The organism is Paenibacillus xinjiangensis (assembly GCF_059686975.1).
Window position 1 is genome coordinate 1 of the sequence record NZ_JCAALS010000038.1, and the last position, 16,281, is coordinate 16,281.

14 protein-coding genes and 1 riboswitch are annotated in these 16,281 nt (G+C 46.1%); of the genes, 11 read left to right on the top strand and 3 right to left on the bottom strand.

What is annotated here, in order from left to right:
- Positions 1–200 precede the first annotated feature (200 nt).
- Positions 201–1,403, bottom strand: coding sequence for an oxalate decarboxylase family bicupin (locus tag AC6ESP_RS26795; protein WP_497099808.1), 1,203 nt, complete (start codon positions 1,401–1,403; stop codon positions 201–203).
- 227 nt (positions 1,404–1,630) lie between these two features.
- Here AC6ESP_RS26795 and AC6ESP_RS26800 point away from each other — a divergent pair, with 227 nt between their 5' ends.
- Genes AC6ESP_RS26800 through AC6ESP_RS26820 form a run of 5 tightly spaced genes read left to right on the top strand, consistent with a single transcriptional unit; the run spans position 1,631 to position 5,096 of the window.
- Positions 1,631–2,062, top strand: a complete 432-nt coding sequence (locus AC6ESP_RS26800; RefSeq protein WP_497099809.1) for a GntR family transcriptional regulator — start codon at positions 1,631–1,633, stop codon at positions 2,060–2,062.
- Positions 2,055–2,744: an ABC transporter ATP-binding protein gene (locus AC6ESP_RS26805; RefSeq protein WP_497099810.1), complete on the top strand. Its 690-nt coding sequence runs from the start codon at positions 2,055–2,057 to the stop codon at positions 2,742–2,744. The genes AC6ESP_RS26800 and AC6ESP_RS26805 overlap by 8 nt, the downstream gene beginning before the upstream one ends.
- Positions 2,741–3,571: a hypothetical protein gene (locus AC6ESP_RS26810; protein ID WP_497099811.1), complete on the top strand. Its 831-nt coding sequence runs from the start codon at positions 2,741–2,743 to the stop codon at positions 3,569–3,571. Before AC6ESP_RS26805 ends, AC6ESP_RS26810 begins: the two co-directional genes overlap by 4 nt.
- Before the next feature lie 11 nt (positions 3,572–3,582).
- On the top strand, positions 3,583–4,809 hold the full coding sequence (locus tag AC6ESP_RS26815) for a hypothetical protein (protein ID WP_497099813.1): 1,227 nt from the start codon (positions 3,583–3,585) through the stop codon (positions 4,807–4,809).
- 44 nt (positions 4,810–4,853) lie between these two features.
- Positions 4,854–5,096, top strand: coding sequence for a hypothetical protein (locus AC6ESP_RS26820; RefSeq protein ID WP_497099814.1), 243 nt, complete (start codon positions 4,854–4,856; stop codon positions 5,094–5,096).
- 67 nt (positions 5,097–5,163) lie between these two features.
- Here the strand turns inward: AC6ESP_RS26820 and AC6ESP_RS26825 are convergent, their stop codons facing one another.
- The gene (locus AC6ESP_RS26825; RefSeq protein ID WP_497099815.1) at positions 5,164–8,463 is read right to left on the bottom strand and encodes a DEAD/DEAH box helicase; all 3,300 of its coding nucleotides are present in this window, start codon (positions 8,461–8,463) and stop codon (positions 5,164–5,166) included.
- 106 nt (positions 8,464–8,569) lie between these two features.
- On the opposite strand from AC6ESP_RS26825, the gene AC6ESP_RS26830 reads away from it, so the two are divergent.
- The 3 genes from AC6ESP_RS26830 (at position 8,570) to AC6ESP_RS26840 (ending at position 11,904) form a co-directional block, all read left to right on the top strand.
- The gene (locus AC6ESP_RS26830; RefSeq protein WP_497099816.1) at positions 8,570–10,141 is read left to right on the top strand and encodes an ABC-F family ATP-binding cassette domain-containing protein; all 1,572 of its coding nucleotides are present in this window, start codon (positions 8,570–8,572) and stop codon (positions 10,139–10,141) included.
- 113 nt (positions 10,142–10,254) lie between these two features.
- The gene (locus tag AC6ESP_RS26835) at positions 10,255–11,052 is read left to right on the top strand and encodes a lipid II flippase Amj family protein (protein ID WP_497099817.1); all 798 of its coding nucleotides are present in this window, start codon (positions 10,255–10,257) and stop codon (positions 11,050–11,052) included.
- A gap of 78 nt (positions 11,053–11,130) precedes the next feature.
- Positions 11,131–11,904, top strand: a complete 774-nt coding sequence (locus tag AC6ESP_RS26840; RefSeq protein ID WP_497099818.1) for a Cof-type HAD-IIB family hydrolase — start codon at positions 11,131–11,133, stop codon at positions 11,902–11,904.
- Between the two features lie 59 nt (positions 11,905–11,963).
- Here AC6ESP_RS26840 and AC6ESP_RS26845 read toward each other — a convergent pair whose 3' ends face one another.
- Positions 11,964–12,338 (bottom strand): winged helix-turn-helix transcriptional regulator, encoded by a 375-nt coding sequence (locus AC6ESP_RS26845; RefSeq protein ID WP_497099819.1) that lies wholly within the window; start codon positions 12,336–12,338, stop codon positions 11,964–11,966.
- Between the two features lie 197 nt (positions 12,339–12,535).
- Here AC6ESP_RS26845 and AC6ESP_RS26850 point away from each other — a divergent pair, with 197 nt between their 5' ends.
- The 3 genes from AC6ESP_RS26850 (at position 12,536) to AC6ESP_RS26860 (ending at position 16,250) form a co-directional block, all read left to right on the top strand.
- The gene (locus AC6ESP_RS26850; RefSeq protein WP_497099820.1) at positions 12,536–13,744 is read left to right on the top strand and encodes an MFS transporter; all 1,209 of its coding nucleotides are present in this window, start codon (positions 12,536–12,538) and stop codon (positions 13,742–13,744) included.
- A 22-nt stretch (positions 13,745–13,766) separates the two neighbouring features.
- Positions 13,767–14,609: a glyoxal/methylglyoxal reductase gene (gene pgoN / locus AC6ESP_RS26855; RefSeq protein WP_497099865.1), complete on the top strand. Its 843-nt coding sequence runs from the start codon at positions 13,767–13,769 to the stop codon at positions 14,607–14,609.
- Positions 14,610–14,711: 102 nt separating this feature from the next.
- Positions 14,712–14,811: riboswitch (purine riboswitch) on the top strand.
- Positions 14,812–14,915: 104 nt separating this feature from the next.
- Positions 14,916–16,250 carry a 5'-deoxyadenosine deaminase gene (locus AC6ESP_RS26860; RefSeq protein WP_497099821.1) on the top strand — a complete coding sequence of 445 codons (1,335 nt, stop codon included), beginning with the start codon at positions 14,916–14,918 and terminating at the stop codon, positions 16,248–16,250.
- Positions 16,251–16,281 lie beyond the last annotated feature (31 nt).

Sequence of the window (16,281 nt, forward strand, 5' to 3'; positions counted from 1 at the left end):
ACAAGGAAGAAATATTGGAGAGTTGCAGGTAGTCCAGTTCTTCAAACCACGCTAAACAACCAATTTTGGTTAAACAACGGCTTGAAGAGTTTAACGGACAGATACAAATCTTTGCGGAATATGACATGAACCGCCGTATACCGATCGGTACGTACGGTGGTGTGAGAGGTCGGGGGCTAACCGCCCCCTCCTACTCGATTTCATGACTCACGCCTGGAGTCGAAGGTGAATCCAGGGAATTTTACTACAGGTGATTTGACCTTGTGAAGGGCATCGAGCAGCTCAGCTCCCACATGCAGATTATCGCCGACAAGCTCGCGAGGCGTTAGAGCCATCCATTGATTAAGCGACACGTCGGCGAACCGATCGCTTTTGAACATTTCGAGAAACCATAACGTTTCTGTACCTGTATTCTGAATATAATGTTCGAATGCGTACGGAACGTATCCGACATCCCCCGCTCGATAATCGAACGTACGTGCATTGCCGTTAGCACCAAATACCGTCATGCGGCCCTCTCCTGTAAGATAATATTGCCATTCATCGTTATTCGGATGCCAGTGCAGCTCACGCATTCCACCTGGTTTAATCTCAACTAAGGCTGCTGCAATCGTCTTGGATGCAGGGAAATTGGAGGAATCGACAATACGTACACTTCCTCCCGATATTAGAATGGGGGGCTGCTCAAGCAGTCGATAAGTAAAGGATTGGGGGATAGTGCCATAAGGGGATTCGACCTTCTGGCTATCGATTGGTCCTGGTACTTGATCTTGATAAATGTAGGCCTGATTCGGAGGAATATGGTCAAAAACACTCTCTGGTACGCCGAAGTTAGCAGATAGTACTTCTCTTGGCGTATGGGCGAACCAATCGGTAATCGATAGTGTGTTCAGATCAGAGAAGGCGCCGTCGTCGAATACAAGCAGGAATTCACAGCCTCCCTCAAGGGCTTGTATCGAGTGGGGGATTCCGGGAGGGAAATACCATAGATCACCTGGCCCAATATCCGCTATGAAATTTCTGCCGTTCTGATCGACGGAAGTAATGCGTGCATGGCCGATGAGCATATAAGACCATTCAGCCTGCTGATGCCAATGCAGCTCGCGAACTCCCCCAGCAGTTAAGCGCATATTCACACCAGAGAGCGTTGTTGCTATTGGGAGCTCACGGCTCGTGATTTCTCGTGACCATCCGCCTTGATTAAGCTGCATATGCGTGTCAGAGAAGGAGAATCTTAAGTTGGGAATTAAGCCCGCGTCCGTAACTGGCGGCACATACATATCGGGATTCTGACGATCTCGCATAATATCTCTTGGCCCAGGATCAGTTGCACCTGCTCCATCACTGCGAATAGGCTCAGGGATGTTGGAACTGGAATGTGTATTGCGTTGTCCATTATTCATGCTCCATACTCCTTTCGAGAGAAACAGCCAGCTGTAATTAACATATGGGCTGGGATTTGTCCTCTATGTCATCAGGTGCTAAAGAGGAGGAGATAAGGCTTGAAAGTGATGTGATTCAGGAACAGCTAAGGGAATGATTGACAAATGAGTGTATTAAGGTAATAATACATCTATAGCGTATGAACCACTTAGTACACACACTTTGCAGTTGAATGAGAGGTATCGATATGAAGACAAGTGAAGGATGGACGGAAGTCTCTTTCAATAATCGGGATCCGGTCTATCTGCAGGTCGTGAGGCATTTCAAAGAGCAGATTGCAACAGGCAAGCTGGAAGCCGGGCAAGTTATTCCTTCCAGAAGAGAGTTAGGGGCCTTGCTCAAAATTAATCCGAATACAGCCCAGAAAGCTTATAAAGAAATGGAGGAGCAGCAGTTGATCGTGACAGAGGGGAATTCACCTAGCCGTATTACCAGCCAGGATGACATATTGCGTGCCATACGCTCGGAGCTAATAGGGGATGCGGTAGATGCTTTTGTAAGCTCGGTAAGAAAGGTCAATGTACCCGTAGAAGAATTACTGGATTTGGTGAAGAGCAAATATCTTAAGAGCGTTGCTGACGAACAGGCAGAATCAGGAGGTGCTGTAGGAAATGATTGAAGTGAAAGATGTACATAAACGCTACAACTTCAAGAAAGTTCTTAATGGCGTATCCTTCACAGCAGAGAAAGGGCAAATTACTTGCTTGATTGGCATTAATGGTGCAGGAAAATCTACACTGCTGAAAGCGATTATGGGTCTAACTCCTTTTAACAGCGGCAGCATTCTTATAGACGGTCAGTCAATCAACAAAGAGATGTACGAGAAAGTATCCTTCGTGCCAGACCATCTCACAATGCCAACAGGTATGAAGCTCGTCGATGGGCTGCAGTTCATGGAGGATTATTACAAGAGTTGGAATAAGGAACGTGCGAAGGAGCTCATGCAGTTTTTTCGGCTGGAGAAGACGGATCGTGTGGGCAGCTTGTCTAAGGGAACAGCAGCGAAGTTTAGTTTATTGCTGGGTCTCGGACAAGATACAGATTATGTTCTATTGGATGAGCCGTTCTCAGGCATTGATATGTTCAGCAGGGAGCTGATTGCAGAGGTGTTCTCGAGCCAGCTCATTGAAGATAGAGGTGTTCTTCTGACTACCCACGAGATTAGCGATATGCAACACCTTATTGATAAAGCTGTTCTTATGCAGCATGGGAGCATTATCCGTTCATTCGATTGTGAAGAGGTGCGGAGTGAAGAAGGCAAGTCTGTTATTGATGTAATGAGAGAGGTGTATCAGGCGTGAACCGATATTTGAAGCTGGTGCATATGGAAATTCATCGTTTCCGCTATATTTTGGCGTCTTTGATGGTTATTACGGTTATCGTTGAGACGAGTGCAATGGTGTATACACTATTCAAGGAGTTGGCTAAACAAAAGGCTGATCCGTTATACAACGGGGTGACTGGGCCCTATGTTCCAGAAGGAATGCTGTCCTTCACCTGGGCGATGGGCAATTCACAATTTTATTACAAGCTGTCAATTCTATTATGTGTCATTGTTCTTGTCGTGTATGTCTTCTTAATCTGGTATAGAGATTGGTTAGGGCGCAACACATTTATTTATAGGCTTCTTATGCTGCCAGGAGCTAGAAAAAATATTTATCTGTCTAAATTAACCGCTATCCTGCTCTTTGTATTCGGAATACTATCCTATCAGCTCATGTTGTTGCCTGTACAAAAAATAATATTTAATTGGATCGTTCCTGCCACGATGAGGGTGGATTCGTATTGGGTGGAAGTGCTGTCTTCCAATAGTGCTTTTAATGTGTTAGTTCCACGAAATTTCGAGCAATTTCTAACCTATTACGGATTGGGTCTAATGGGTGTACTCGTTGTTTTCACAGCTATTCTGCTCGAAAGAAGCTACCGTCGTATAGGCATTGTGTATGCGATTGTGTATTTGGGAGTCAATATTGCGGCTGTATCACTACCTGCGTTTCTGGGGGCATTAAGCTCCGGGTATTGGTATTCAAGTGAAATATTCGTTGTAGAGCTTGTGATGTGTGTATTTGTTCTGATTACATCCATCGGTCTTGGCTTCCGGCTGTTAGCCAAGAAGATAACAGTGTAAGGGAGATAACGATGAAACGATACATATTGTCCATATTAGTTGTACTATTGGCTGTTGGGGGAGTTGGTACTTATTATCTGTTTGGGTCTGCTGATCATTTGCCGGAATTTAGGCTGATGACCGTTCAAGGAGATTCTAAAGAAGGTATGCCCCTTGAGCTTTCGGGTAATTACGGTGGAAGAATGAGATCTGAGTATATAGAGGTGTCAGCGCAAGGAAGTGATTATCAGAGCAGGCGAGATACTATGCGTAACGATATACTTAGCTATAGGAGCGGCTTATATGAGGAGGCTCTTATGAAGGCGCTTATTGAGCAGCATCGCAGCTTCATGAGAGGTAAAACCGATTCATCAGCCTTATATACAGATGAGGAATGGATTATATACGCTCAACCGAAGAGCAAGTTTAATGATTCTAATAGCTATACTCATTCGTTCAGAATCAGTATGCTTGATCAGCGGACCAATACGGTGAAACAGCTTGAGACGCATGTTCCAGATTCGGATTATACGATCTTATACGTCACGGATGTGAAGCGCATTGGCGATCAGATTCATATTGTGTCTACACAATATACCGATAGAATGTACAGTTCAATTGTATTTGATCATATCGTCAATCTTACAACTGGGGAACTGATTCGTAGTGTTAACTTGACGCCAATGGATAATCAAACAGATGAGATTATAATCAAAAATAGTGTCATCACCAATAATAAATCCGTTTCTAGCGACTATGTATTGATCAATGCTACAGAGGAGAAATTGATCTCACAATCGGATAATTACGGTTATAATGCAACATGGATGGCTGATTCTCTGTTCTACTATTCTTATGAAACAGGGCAGGTCACACCACTGCCACAGCATTATTCACGATTGAATAGAGAAACTCAAGTATCCTATGGTCTGCATGAGACTTACTTTACCTATGCTCAGTATGATGCTGAGAAGGTTGTATTATCAAAGTATAATCTCGCTACAGAGGAGTATGAGCAGGAGTATGCTGTGATCACAGCACAAGAGCTTGGTGCAGAAGAGATTCAACAATTGCAAATAAATAAAGATCGGGTGTATATGCTGCTCAGGGGCACAGATGGACCTATGGCGGCAGTACTAGATAGCTCGAATGGACAGCCAGTCTATATCGGTAAAGTCACTCATGAGAATCCGGAAGTGGCAGACAACGAGAAGATGGAATACTTGCGATTACTGAATATGTCTATAACCAACCATTAAAAATCGAATGGGTGTGATGAAACATCATGCTGGCTACGCTTGGTTTGAAACAAAAAGTTGAAATATTGAAGGTCGTTGAGAATTATGGCTATCAAGTCGCTCATTATTTGCTGGAGGACGATTATCTCGCGATGGAGGCCGCGAAGTCAGCATTGCTTGAGATTAGCCAGGATGAAGCATTCTTCAGCGGAGAATTAGCGGAGCAGCGAAGTATGATGAAAAAGGTGACTATTCGTCAATCGCTGCTCGTCAAAAAAAATAAGTTAGCTATGAAATTCACTGGCTGAGTCCTGGAACAACAAAACGCCTTGGTCCAATGATTAATAATCATAGGCCAAGGCGTTTTGTTTGTGCTTATAGCATTAATAATTCGCGCAGCTCCTCTTCTGTCAGGGAGGACAAAGCTTCTTGACCAGGCTGAATGACCTCATCAATCAAATTCTTCTTCTTCTGCTGCAGCTCATGCATTTTATCTTCTACCGTACCCTGAGCCACAAGTCGGATCACCTGTACGACGTTCTTCTGCCCAATCCGATGGGCACGATCCGCCGCCTGCTGTTCTACAGCGGGATTCCACCATAAATCATACAAGATAACGGTATCCGCACCGGTTAGGTTAAGGCCAGTTCCACCTGCTTTCAATGAGATGAGGAACAGATCTCGTTCTCCTTCATTGAATCGATTGCAGTATTCCACGCGATCCGAGGACTTCGTCTGTCCGTCTAGATAGAAGTGGGATATGCCCTGAAGGCCTAGCTCTCTTCTGATTAGTGCTAGCATCTCGGTGAATTGGGAGAATATGAGCATCCGCTTGCCTGCACTGCGGCATTCCTCAATTATTTCGAGAAGCTGCTCGAATTTGGCAGAGCTTCCGTTGTAGCCTTCCACGAAAAGAGCAGGGTGGCAGCACAGCTGGCGAAGCCTTGTGAGTCCAGCCAATATGCGGATTCTATTCTTCTGGAAGCTGCCATCGTTCAGATGCTTGAGTGTCTCATGCTTAAGCTGAGCCAGATAAGCAGCATATAGCTTCTTCTGGTCTGGCAGCAGCTCGGAGGCCTGCAGCGTCTCGATTTTTTCTGGCAGCTCCTGCAGTACATCGCTCTTCACTCTTCGCAGCAGGAACGGTCGAATACGTCTTGCGACCGTTGTCCTGTCTAATTCATTGAATGCTTGTCTGCTAGGAAACAATTCTGGGAATACGGCACTGAAGATTGACCACAGCTCTTCCAAGGAATTCTCAACAGGTGTCCCTGTTAGTGCGAAGCGGTAGGATGCTTGAATCCCTTTCACCGAACGAGCGGTTAATGTCGTATGGTTCTTGAACATTTGAGCCTCATCCATAATAAGGGTATGGAAGGAATGGGCCACATACAGATCAATATCCTTGCGAAGCAAAGGATACGAAGTAATGATGACATCATATTGAGATAACTGACCTAATAGCTTGCTTCGCTCATGCCTCGTGCCATCTACAATAACCGCTCTAACCTCAGGAGAGAACTTCTTCAGTTCATTCATCCAGTTGTAGGTGAGAGAAGCGGGACAGACAATGATTGCTGGCTGCTCACGCTGTCTAATTTCGGGCAATACCGATACGATAAAAGAAATGCTTTGGAGTGTTTTGCCAAGCCCCATGTCATCCGCAAGAATACCGCCGAAGCGGTAATGAGCAAGTGTCTTGAGCCATTGGTAGCCAAAGACCTGATAATCCCGCAGCACAGTCGTTAGACTGTCAGGCACCGGATAATCGAGATTTTCTGGATTCCGCATATTGTTAAGTAGCTTACGGAAAGACTTCCCAAGCTTAACGGATCTGCCTGTCTCCTGTGAATCGATTAGATGTAGTCCGCGGACAGCTGGCAACCGGAAGTCACTGCCCAGCTGATCGAACTTATGCAAGCCAACCTCGTTCATGAATCGAATCAGCTCTTGGTATTCCACTGTTTCGAGTGGCAGCAGGGCACCACTTGGCATGCGGTAATACCTGCGCTTCTCCTCAAGCGCCTTCAGGATATGACGAATTTCTGAATCTGGAATACCGTCCATATTGAATTTGAACTCCAGCCATTCTGTTCGTTCGTCCACGTTCACAGTGATCTGTGGAGGAGCAGCAGGCGTGTGGATTCGAACCTTGACAGCAGAGGTTGCGTACACATCTAGCAGCTTCTCCAGCTGGGGTAAGATATGGTACAGGAATTCATACTCACCATCTTCCTCATCCATGAAATAGCCAGCCTCGGTCTTGGCGAAGGAGCTTTGATCCAGTAGTAGGAGAATCTGGCGTTCCTGGTCACCATCCCTCATGAGGATCTTATCTAAGCTCCGCTTCTCCGACACAGACTCCAGCGGGTTAATTATAATATCTCCATATTGAAAATCCAGCCCAGCAAGCAGTCGATCTCTTACTCGATCCAAATAAAGCTTCGCCTTCAAGGGCGTATGGACGATACGCTCTGATACGGCATTCGCAATCTGAATGGTGCCAAGCTTCATTAGTCCAGGTATGATTTTCTCCATAAATGACTCGATCTGAGTAGGCTGAATCAGTATCTGGTGCTTGCTGGAGCTGGCCAGCAGCAGCTTGATCTCGGACAGACGCTTACACTGGGCTTGCGGGAGCTTCCTTAATGTTCCTTCTTCTACAACAATTCCATAGGCATCCATTACGGTTAGGCTGTCCAGTCCTTGAATATCGAGCTGATAGCCATCCAATCGAGCTTGATCGATTGCGAAGCTTATGGGCAAAGCTTCTTCAGTCAGCCCAATGCTCTCATATTGCTGATCTTGATGCTTAAGCTGTACAGAAGGAGCTCCTAGCATTAAAGGTAGAATTCCTTCCCAAGCATAGGGAGGAATAGGGAGCAGCCGCACATCTGCAGGAGATACGGAAGCATGATTTAAGGTTTCGCGATACATATCCTCGTTGTGTACAATCTGAATGAGCTGCTGGAGCACAGCATCTTGCTTCTCTTCGAAGCAATGCAGCTGCGGGTCATAGGTGAAATGCTTGGAGAATACGTAAGCCTCGCGCCTATGAATCCGGTCAAGAAACTCTCTTATTTGCTGAACAATATACAAGCGTTTCGGTCCAACCTTCATTTCTACACCGAATAGATGCTTATGATAGCCGTATGGAAAAGGCTTCAAAGTAATCTCGACAGATAGAACAGCTCGTTTGTCGAATACAGTGTTTATCCGGGTAGAACGCTGGGGCTTGTCACTGAATAGTGCGAACATGTCGCTTGTTATGGCATCTTGATTCCTGGTGGAGCGGTTGATGCGCGGCTCAAGATGTCCATCCGCCTTTCTTAAGCGGTCATCGGAATGCATGTCGAAGGAATAGGAGCGAATAGGCGTGCTTCCATTCTGCTCCGTATGATGAATATCTAGCAGGACAGCTGCAATATGCTTGCAATACTGATTATTCGTATAGAAAGCAGGGCAGCTGCAAGCAGCATCGACGTCACCATTGCGATCAATTTCTACAGTTACAGAGTATAGGTTATTCCCGTTCACCGAAGCCTCGTAGAATTGAGCTTCACTATCGTAGGTGATGAAGGATACTTGTTTATCGGAATAATAGGCTTCCCCTCGCTCATAGGAAAGGGGGCCGCATAACAATTTAATGATACGTTGTGTTAGTTGAAAACTCACTTGTTCATCTTCCTCTGGCAGATCAGATTTGATATTCGCTCTTTTATTCCTTATGATAACAGAATTGATAAGAAAAAAAAGAACGTGAATAGGTGGAGAGATAAACATGAGCGTGATCCGAATGGAGAACGTAACTAAAAAGTATGAAGACACTTTAATTTTTCGGGATATTTATTTCAAGATAGGCATGGGAGAACGCATTGCTCTGATAGGGCGCAATGGTGCAGGAAAATCAACGGTGTTCAAGCTCATTATGGGCAGAGAAGAGCCGACCACAGGTAGAGTAGATGTGAATGCTGGACTTAAGCTGAGCTATTTCTCGCAATTCTCTGAGCTGAATGGGGGTAAATCCGTTCAACAGGAGCTTGAATTGTGCTATCAGCATATTTGGGAAATCGAGCGCGAGTTGAAGGAGATTGAAGAGCAGCTTGGACAAGCAGCGGATGATCAAGAGCTTACTAGATGTCTGGAGCGGCAGGCAGATCTATTCGAGCAGATGGAGCATCATGATGGCTGGAATGTGCCGGTAGAGATCGATACGGTGCTCAGCAAGCTTGGGTTCGACGAACGGTCACGGCATCAGCCTGTTGGGGAACTCTCTGGCGGCTGGCGGAACCGTGCGGCACTAGCGAAATTGCTGATTGAGAAGCCAGAGGTTGTGCTGCTTGATGAGCCTACTAACTACTTGGACATGGATGGCATTGCTTGGCTGGAGCAGTGGCTGAACCGCTTCCATGGAGCAATGATTCTCGTATCGCATGATAGACAATTTATCGATAGAGTTGTGACGAAGACGATTGAGATTGAGAACTATCATTTTCAAGAATACGATGGGAATTATACAGATTATATCCGTAAGAAGAAGCTGCGCAAAAAAGTGTTGGACCGACAATACGAATGGGAAGAGGAGCTTCTCATAATGGAGGCTGAAGCTGTCGACAATCGGAAGCAGAAGAAGTCCTCCAAGGATAGGCTATCCCGCAAGCTGACTGATATGAGGAAGCAGGTCGAGCCCAATCCCGTTAACGTATTAATTACAGATATTTATGAAAGCCTGCGCTTCCCTGATAATCTGTGCGAGGTGCAGCAGGTATCCAAGAGCTATGGGGAGCGAATGATTGTTAAGGAAGCCGTCTTTGATATTCAGAAGGAGGATCGCATCGCAATTGTGGGTCCGAACGGGAGCGGCAAATCGACGCTAATTAAGCTGCTTACAGGTGAAGAAAGGCCAGATTCCGGTGAGGTTCGTTGGGAGAGAGGGGCAAGCTTCGCATACTTCAATAAGATGTGGGAGGAGCTCGATCAGAAGGATACGGTAACGCATGCGGTTAACAATTATGGCTTAGGGCTTGAAGCGCCGCGTAAAAAAGTAAATAAATTTCTGTCTATGCTGCAGTTCTCTGAGGCGGATCTTCAGAAGACGATTGGCAATCTATCAGGTGGACAGCAGGCGAGGGTGGCATTAGCGAAATGTCTATTATCCGGTGCAGCTGTCATTATCCTTGATGAGCCGACGAATCATCTGGATCTGACGAGCATACAAGTGATGGAGCAGGCGCTTATTCATTTCCCAGGAGCAATAGTCACCGTGAGCCATGATCGTTTCTTCATAGAGAAGATTGGTACGAAGCAGCTAACCTATCAATCAGACGGGAGCTTGCTTGAGCAGAACTTATAGCTCAGGAATAATAAGAGAACGTTGAGGTAATAAGTCAATAGATATGGTATTATCTGTTAAGGATACTTGATTCTATTCTTACTACTTTGGTCATTCATATGGGGTGTGACACGTTGTTCCAACAAGTGATGCTCGTGTTTGTCTTTACATTCATTATTCATATGGCTGAGACCATGACATACTCTCTGAGGTTGGCCGGGGTACGCTTAGGGAAGCTCGCTGTTGCTCTTTCCTTATCGGGAATAATCCTTCTGATCTCACGGACAGCGAATATGGTACAAGGACCGCTTACGGGTTCCATCATTGATTATGCCAAGCATCATCAGGAATTCGATCTGCTTAATCAGATGCGCTTCATCATTGGCGGCTCCACGCTCGGTACGTTAACCGCTATTCTGCTGTTCCCATCCGCGGTCTTTCTTGCCAAACGAATTATCGCGCATTTTGAAGTGGCGGGATCGATCCCTCAATTGGTTCGATCCACCGTCTCCATTCAGAAGCTTAAGCATTCTAAGGCTCACTTGAGACGACCGACCTGGGAGATGCTCTCCCGCCTTCGGGTCGGAGGAATTCCGAAGCGTCTGCTGCTTATGAATGCGATGGTTACAGCTATCTATACGATAGGCGTACTGGCAGCTCTGCTAGCATCTACGATGTCGATTGAAAAGTCTACATCCGCAACCTTATCGTCGGGTCTTATTAACGGGCTTGCTACGATTATGCTGACCATTCTCATTGATCCGCAGATCGGACTGCTTACGGATAAGGTGCTCAAGGGTGAGAAGAGAATGGCGTCACTGGACAAAATATTCGGTCTGCTCATGCTGTCGCGTCTCACAGGAACCTTGCTGGCTCAATTGCTGCTCGTACCTGCCGCATATTGGATTAAGTGGATGGTCACTATACTATGAGGAATGACCAGATCATAGGCTATAATGAAACTAAGCTGACGAGATAATGCTCTATGTATAGAAATGGAGAATACAACGATGACAAGAAAGCTGATTTTTTTTGATATAGACGGAACTCTACTTGATCATAATAAGAACATCCCACCCTCAACGAGGCAAGCGATTGCAGATCTGAAGCAGGCGGGGCATGAGATCGTCATCGCTACAGGACGAGGTCCTTTCATGCATGAGGATATTCGTGAAGCGCTGCATATCGAGTCTTATATCAGCTTCAATGGCTCATATGTCGTCTATAAGGATGAAGTGCTGCACAGTCACGCTATTGATGCAGACCGACTTCATCAGCTGACACAAATATCAATAGCCAATGGACATCCTTTGGTGTTCATGACACCAGAGGGAATGCGTACAAGTACAGACAATAATGCGTATGCTCAGGATGGGGACGATTCGCTCAAGCTTAAGCTTCCCCCGCATGAGCCGGATTATTATAAGGGGCGCGACATTTTGCAATGCCTATTGTTCTGTAAAGAAGAGGATGAGGGCTATTACAAAGAGCATTTCTCAGAATTCGGATACAATAGATGGCATCGTTACGGAAGCGATGTGCTGCCGCCAGGAGGGTCTAAAGCTAGAGGGATTGAAATTCTTATCGAGCGAGCGGGCTTCGACGCCCAAGATGTGTACGCTTTCGGAGATGGCCTCAACGACATCGAGATGCTGCAATATGTGCAGCATAGCGTTGCGATGGGTAATGCGCCGGATATTGTGAAGCAGGCTGCACGTTATGTAACGAAGGATGTAACCCAAGACGGTATTCTACATGGTCTTAAGATGGTGGGCTTACTGTAGCAAGTGAATAAGCGATTGCAATAAGGCCGCTCACAGTGAGCGGCCTTATTGCATGATAGTTATGTGAGGGACATCAGCTGTTTCTCAAGCTCCTCGGTATTTAACAAAACCGCGTCTTTGTCTGGATAGTTCTTCTCAATATGACGTTCACCCCAAGAGCACAGCTCATCCAATATGTGACCGAGCGATTTGCCGTATTCCGTAAGGGAGTATTCCACCTTGGGTGGAACCTGATTATAGATTTCTCTAACGATAACGCCGTCCTCTTCAAGCTCTCTCAACTGCTGAGTGAGCATCTTTTGCGTTATGCCGGGCATAAGACGCTTCAGATGCCCAGTTCTCCTCGTGCTCTTGGTTAAGTGGCACAGAATGACGACCTTCCATTTGCCACCGATGACCTCCAGAGCCGCTTCGACCGCTATGTTATATTTCATTAGTTAGTTAGCCTCCTTGATTCCTTTAGGTACTTTTTAGTGCCTACCGCACTAAAAAGTACGTACTTCCTATTTGGTCTTGATCCATCCATAATAGCATTCAGTAAGGGAATTGACCACCTAACGAAGAGGCCTCTTCAGCAAAACGGTCATGATAGATGGACTTGTACTGAGAATAAGGAAAGGAAGAATATGAAATGAATACTGTAACTGCACGCTCGATACCCAAGCAGAAGAACAGCGGAGCATTCGCTCTCATGGCTCTTGCGATTTCGGCTTTCGGCATCGGGACAACGGAGTTTGTACCTGTAGGGTTATTATCATCTCTTGCAGATGATTTGAATATTTCCATTACGTTAGCGGGACTGTTAATTTCAGGCTATGCGATTGGGGTTGCGTTCGGAGCGCCGGTATTAACCGCCTTATCGAATACAATGAATCGTAAAACACTGCTGATGCTGCTGATGCTCGTCTTCATTGTGGGCAATTCGGTTGCCGCGCTCTCATCAAGCTTCGCGCTGCTGCTGGTCGCTCGTATTATAACGGCGTTCTCCCATGGCGTGTTCTTCTCTATCGGATCGACGATTGCAGCGGATCTGGTGCCTGAGCACAGAAGGGCAAGCGCAATTGCCTTCATGTTCACGGGGCTAACCGTTGCAACAGTAACTGGCGTACCTCTTGGCACGTTCATTGGACAACACTTTGGCTGGCGAGCAACCTTCTGGGCGGTAGCATTGCTCGGGCTTATTGCGATCATTGCAAGTGCAATCCTCATCCCGAGGAACTTAAAGGCTGCCCCGCCTTCCAAATTCAGTGATCAGCTTAAGGTATTGACGAATGGTCCATTACTGCTGGCATTCGCTATAACCGCTCTAGGGTATGGAGGAACGTTCGTTGCCTTCACGTATCTAAGCCCTATACTCGAAGAGGTGACAGGCTATGCTTCAAGCTCCATTAGCATCATTCTGCTGATATATGGAATTGCCATTGCGATTGGGAATGCTATAGGAGGGAAGGCGGCGGACAAGAATCCAATGAAGGCTCTTCTGTGGATGTTTCTTATCCAAGCTGTTATTCTCGTGTTGCTCTCCTTCACGGCGTCCGATAAAATAGCAGGTACGATTACCATAATGCTGCTTGGCTTGTTCGCTTTTATGAACGTACCTGGCTTGCAGATCTATGTCGTTAAGCTGGCTGAGCAATATGTGCCCTCCGCGGTGAATGTAGCTTCTGCCTTCAATATTGCTGCTTTTAATTTAGGGATTGCTATCGGTTCCTTAGTGGGTGGATTGACAGTCAATACATTAGGGCTCGTTCATACTCCTTGGATAGGTGGAGTGATGGTATTCGGAGCTGTACTGCTTACGATGTGGAGCAAATCACTGAAATACAACAAACAATTATAATTGGAGGATTGAATGAATAATGATGATACAACATTTACAAGATACCGTTCGTTTGCACAATGATGTGGCTATGCCTGGCTTGGGTCTAGGCGTATTCAAGGTAGAAGAAGGACAAGAGCTGATCGACGCTGTCAAAGCGGCAGTTGAGCATGGTTACCGCAGTATTGATACAGCTGCCATCTATGAGAATGAAGAAGGCGTAGGCCAAGGCATTCAGGAAGCAATGGAAGCTTACGGTGTGAAGCGGGAGGAGCTGTTCATTACTTCCAAGGTGTGGAATGCAGATCAGGGCTATGATGAAGCACTTGCGGCTTTTGAAGTTAGCTTAAGCAAGCTTGGCCTTGATTACTTGGATCTCTATTTGATCCATTGGCCAACAGCGGGGAAGTATAAGGAAACATGGAGAGCGCTGGAGAAGCTCTACAAGGATGGCCGCGTGCGTGCTATCGGAGTCAGCAACTTCCACATTCACCATCTGCAGGATCTGCTGAAGGATGCTGTCGTTAAGCCGATGGTTAATCAGGCGGAGTTCCATCCACGCCTGACGCAAGTGGAGCTGAGAGCGTTCTGCCAAGAGCAGGGCATCCAGTTCGAAGCTTGGTCCCCGCTAATGCAAGGTGAGCTGCTGGATAATGCTGTTCTGCAAGAGATCGGAGCTAAGTATAACAAATCGATTGCACAGGTTATATTGCGTTGGGATTTGCAGCATAATGTAATTACGATTCCCAAATCCACGAAGAAGTATCGCATTGCAGAGAATGCGGATCTATTCGACTTCGAGCTGTCGGTGGATGAGATGAAGTGGATTGATGGCTTGAATGAGAACCGCCGTGTAGGTCCTGATCCGGATAACTTCAATTTCTAAAGAGGTTGAACGGGATAAAAATCTGACATGTCTCTATCACAGTTGATGAGGATGCTCAAACTATTGACAACTTATCTAACATGGAGGTAAGATGTGGGTAACAACTCCATAGGATTCATTTTTCGTATATCCTTAATAATTGGATTAAGGGTCTCTACTTAGAAACCGTAAATTTCTGGCTACGAAAAATATGCAGGATACACATGCATATTTTTCGTAGCTTTTTTGCGTGCTTGTGCTTGTCCATGCGTTATTCTATTTCTATAGGATGTTGATTCGTTCGATATCGATCGGGAGGCAGATCAGATGACAAGTATATTGATCAAGAATGCTCAGATAATTACGATGAACGCCAAGGAAGAGATTGTGAATGGGGATCTATGGATACAAGATGACCGTATTGCCGGTATTGGACCTAATCTGAATCCACCGGAAGTAGATCAAGTCATTGATGCAACGGGACGGACCGTCATACCTGGATTTGTACAAACGCATATTCATCTATGTCAGACCCTATTCCGCGGCAAAGGCGATGATCTGGAGCTCATGGATTGGCTGAAAAAGCGAATCTGGCCGCTAGAAGCAGCGCATGATGAGGAATCCATCTATTATTCGGCCATGCTCGGTATTGGCGAATTAATTCAGAGCGGGACAACGACGATTGTTGATATGGAGACAGTCCATCACACTGAATCAGCCTTCAAAGCGATAGCAGAGAGCGGCATTCGGGCGTTATCTGGGAAGGTTATGATGGATAAGGGCGATGAGGTGCCATTGGCACTACAAGAGAAGACGATGGATTCTCTACAGCAGAGTGTCGACTTACTGGAGAAATGGCATGGCTATGATAATGGTCGAATTCAATACAGCTTTTCTCCTCGCTTCGTAGTGTCCTGTACAGAAGAGCTGCTGCGTGAGGTCCGCAGCCTATCCGAGAAGTATGAGGTGTTCGTTCATACGCATGCATCGGAGAATCTAGGTGAGATCGCGATTGTACAGGCAGAGACCGGCATGCGGAACATCGTATATCTGGATCATCTGGGCTTGGCGAATGAACGCTTAATTCTGGCTCACTGTATCTGGCTGGATGAAGAAGAGAAACGAATTATTCACGATAGAGGCGTGCATGTGAGCCATTGCCCAGGCTCAAATCTGAAGCTTGCTTCTGGCATCGCCGATACGCCAGATTTGCTGGAGCGGGAAATTTCAGTTAGCCTCGGTGCTGACGGTGCTCCTTGCAACAACAACCTGGATATGTTCAATGAGATGCGTCTTGCCGCGATTATACAGAAGCCTCAGCATGGACCGACAGCGATGAACGCGAGAACGGTATTCCGGATGGCGACGATTGGCGGTGCGAAGGCTGTTGGCATGCAGCATGATATTGGAAGCCTTGAGGTAGGCAAGAAAGCGGATCTCGCTATTTTGAACCTTAATCATTTCCACGCTTTCCCATCCTACGATGTTGATCCAATCTCTCGCATCGTATATTCCGCTTCTCGAGCAGATGTGGAGACGACGATCATTAATGGCAAGCTAGTCATGCATAACCGTATGATGCGTACCGTTGATCAAGATATTGTTCTGCGGGAAGCAAATGTCTCGATTGAGCGATTGTTGAAACGGACCGATATAAGATAACCCTGTTTATTGAGGAACAACCATTCTGAGG

Coding starts and splice junctions, on each gene's coding strand:
- AC6ESP_RS26840 (WP_497099818.1), top strand. CDS start 11,131: ATGACAAGAAAGCTGATTTTTTTTGATATAGACGGAACTCTACTTGAT.
- AC6ESP_RS26800 (WP_497099809.1), top strand. CDS start 1,631: ATGAAGACAAGTGAAGGATGGACGGAAGTCTCTTTCAATAATCGGGAT.
- AC6ESP_RS26850 (WP_497099820.1), top strand. CDS start 12,536: ATGAATACTGTAACTGCACGCTCGATACCCAAGCAGAAGAACAGCGGA.
- AC6ESP_RS26830 (WP_497099816.1), top strand. CDS start 8,570: ATGAGCGTGATCCGAATGGAGAACGTAACTAAAAAGTATGAAGACACT.
- AC6ESP_RS26860 (WP_497099821.1), top strand. CDS start 14,916: ATGACAAGTATATTGATCAAGAATGCTCAGATAATTACGATGAACGCC.
- AC6ESP_RS26795 (WP_497099808.1), bottom strand. CDS start 1,403: ATGAATAATGGACAACGCAATACACATTCCAGTTCCAACATCCCTGAG.
- AC6ESP_RS26805 (WP_497099810.1), top strand. CDS start 2,055: ATGATTGAAGTGAAAGATGTACATAAACGCTACAACTTCAAGAAAGTT.
- pgoN (WP_497099865.1), top strand. CDS start 13,767: ATGATACAACATTTACAAGATACCGTTCGTTTGCACAATGATGTGGCT.
- AC6ESP_RS26845 (WP_497099819.1), bottom strand. CDS start 12,338: ATGAAATATAACATAGCGGTCGAAGCGGCTCTGGAGGTCATCGGTGGC.
- AC6ESP_RS26815 (WP_497099813.1), top strand. CDS start 3,583: ATGAAACGATACATATTGTCCATATTAGTTGTACTATTGGCTGTTGGG.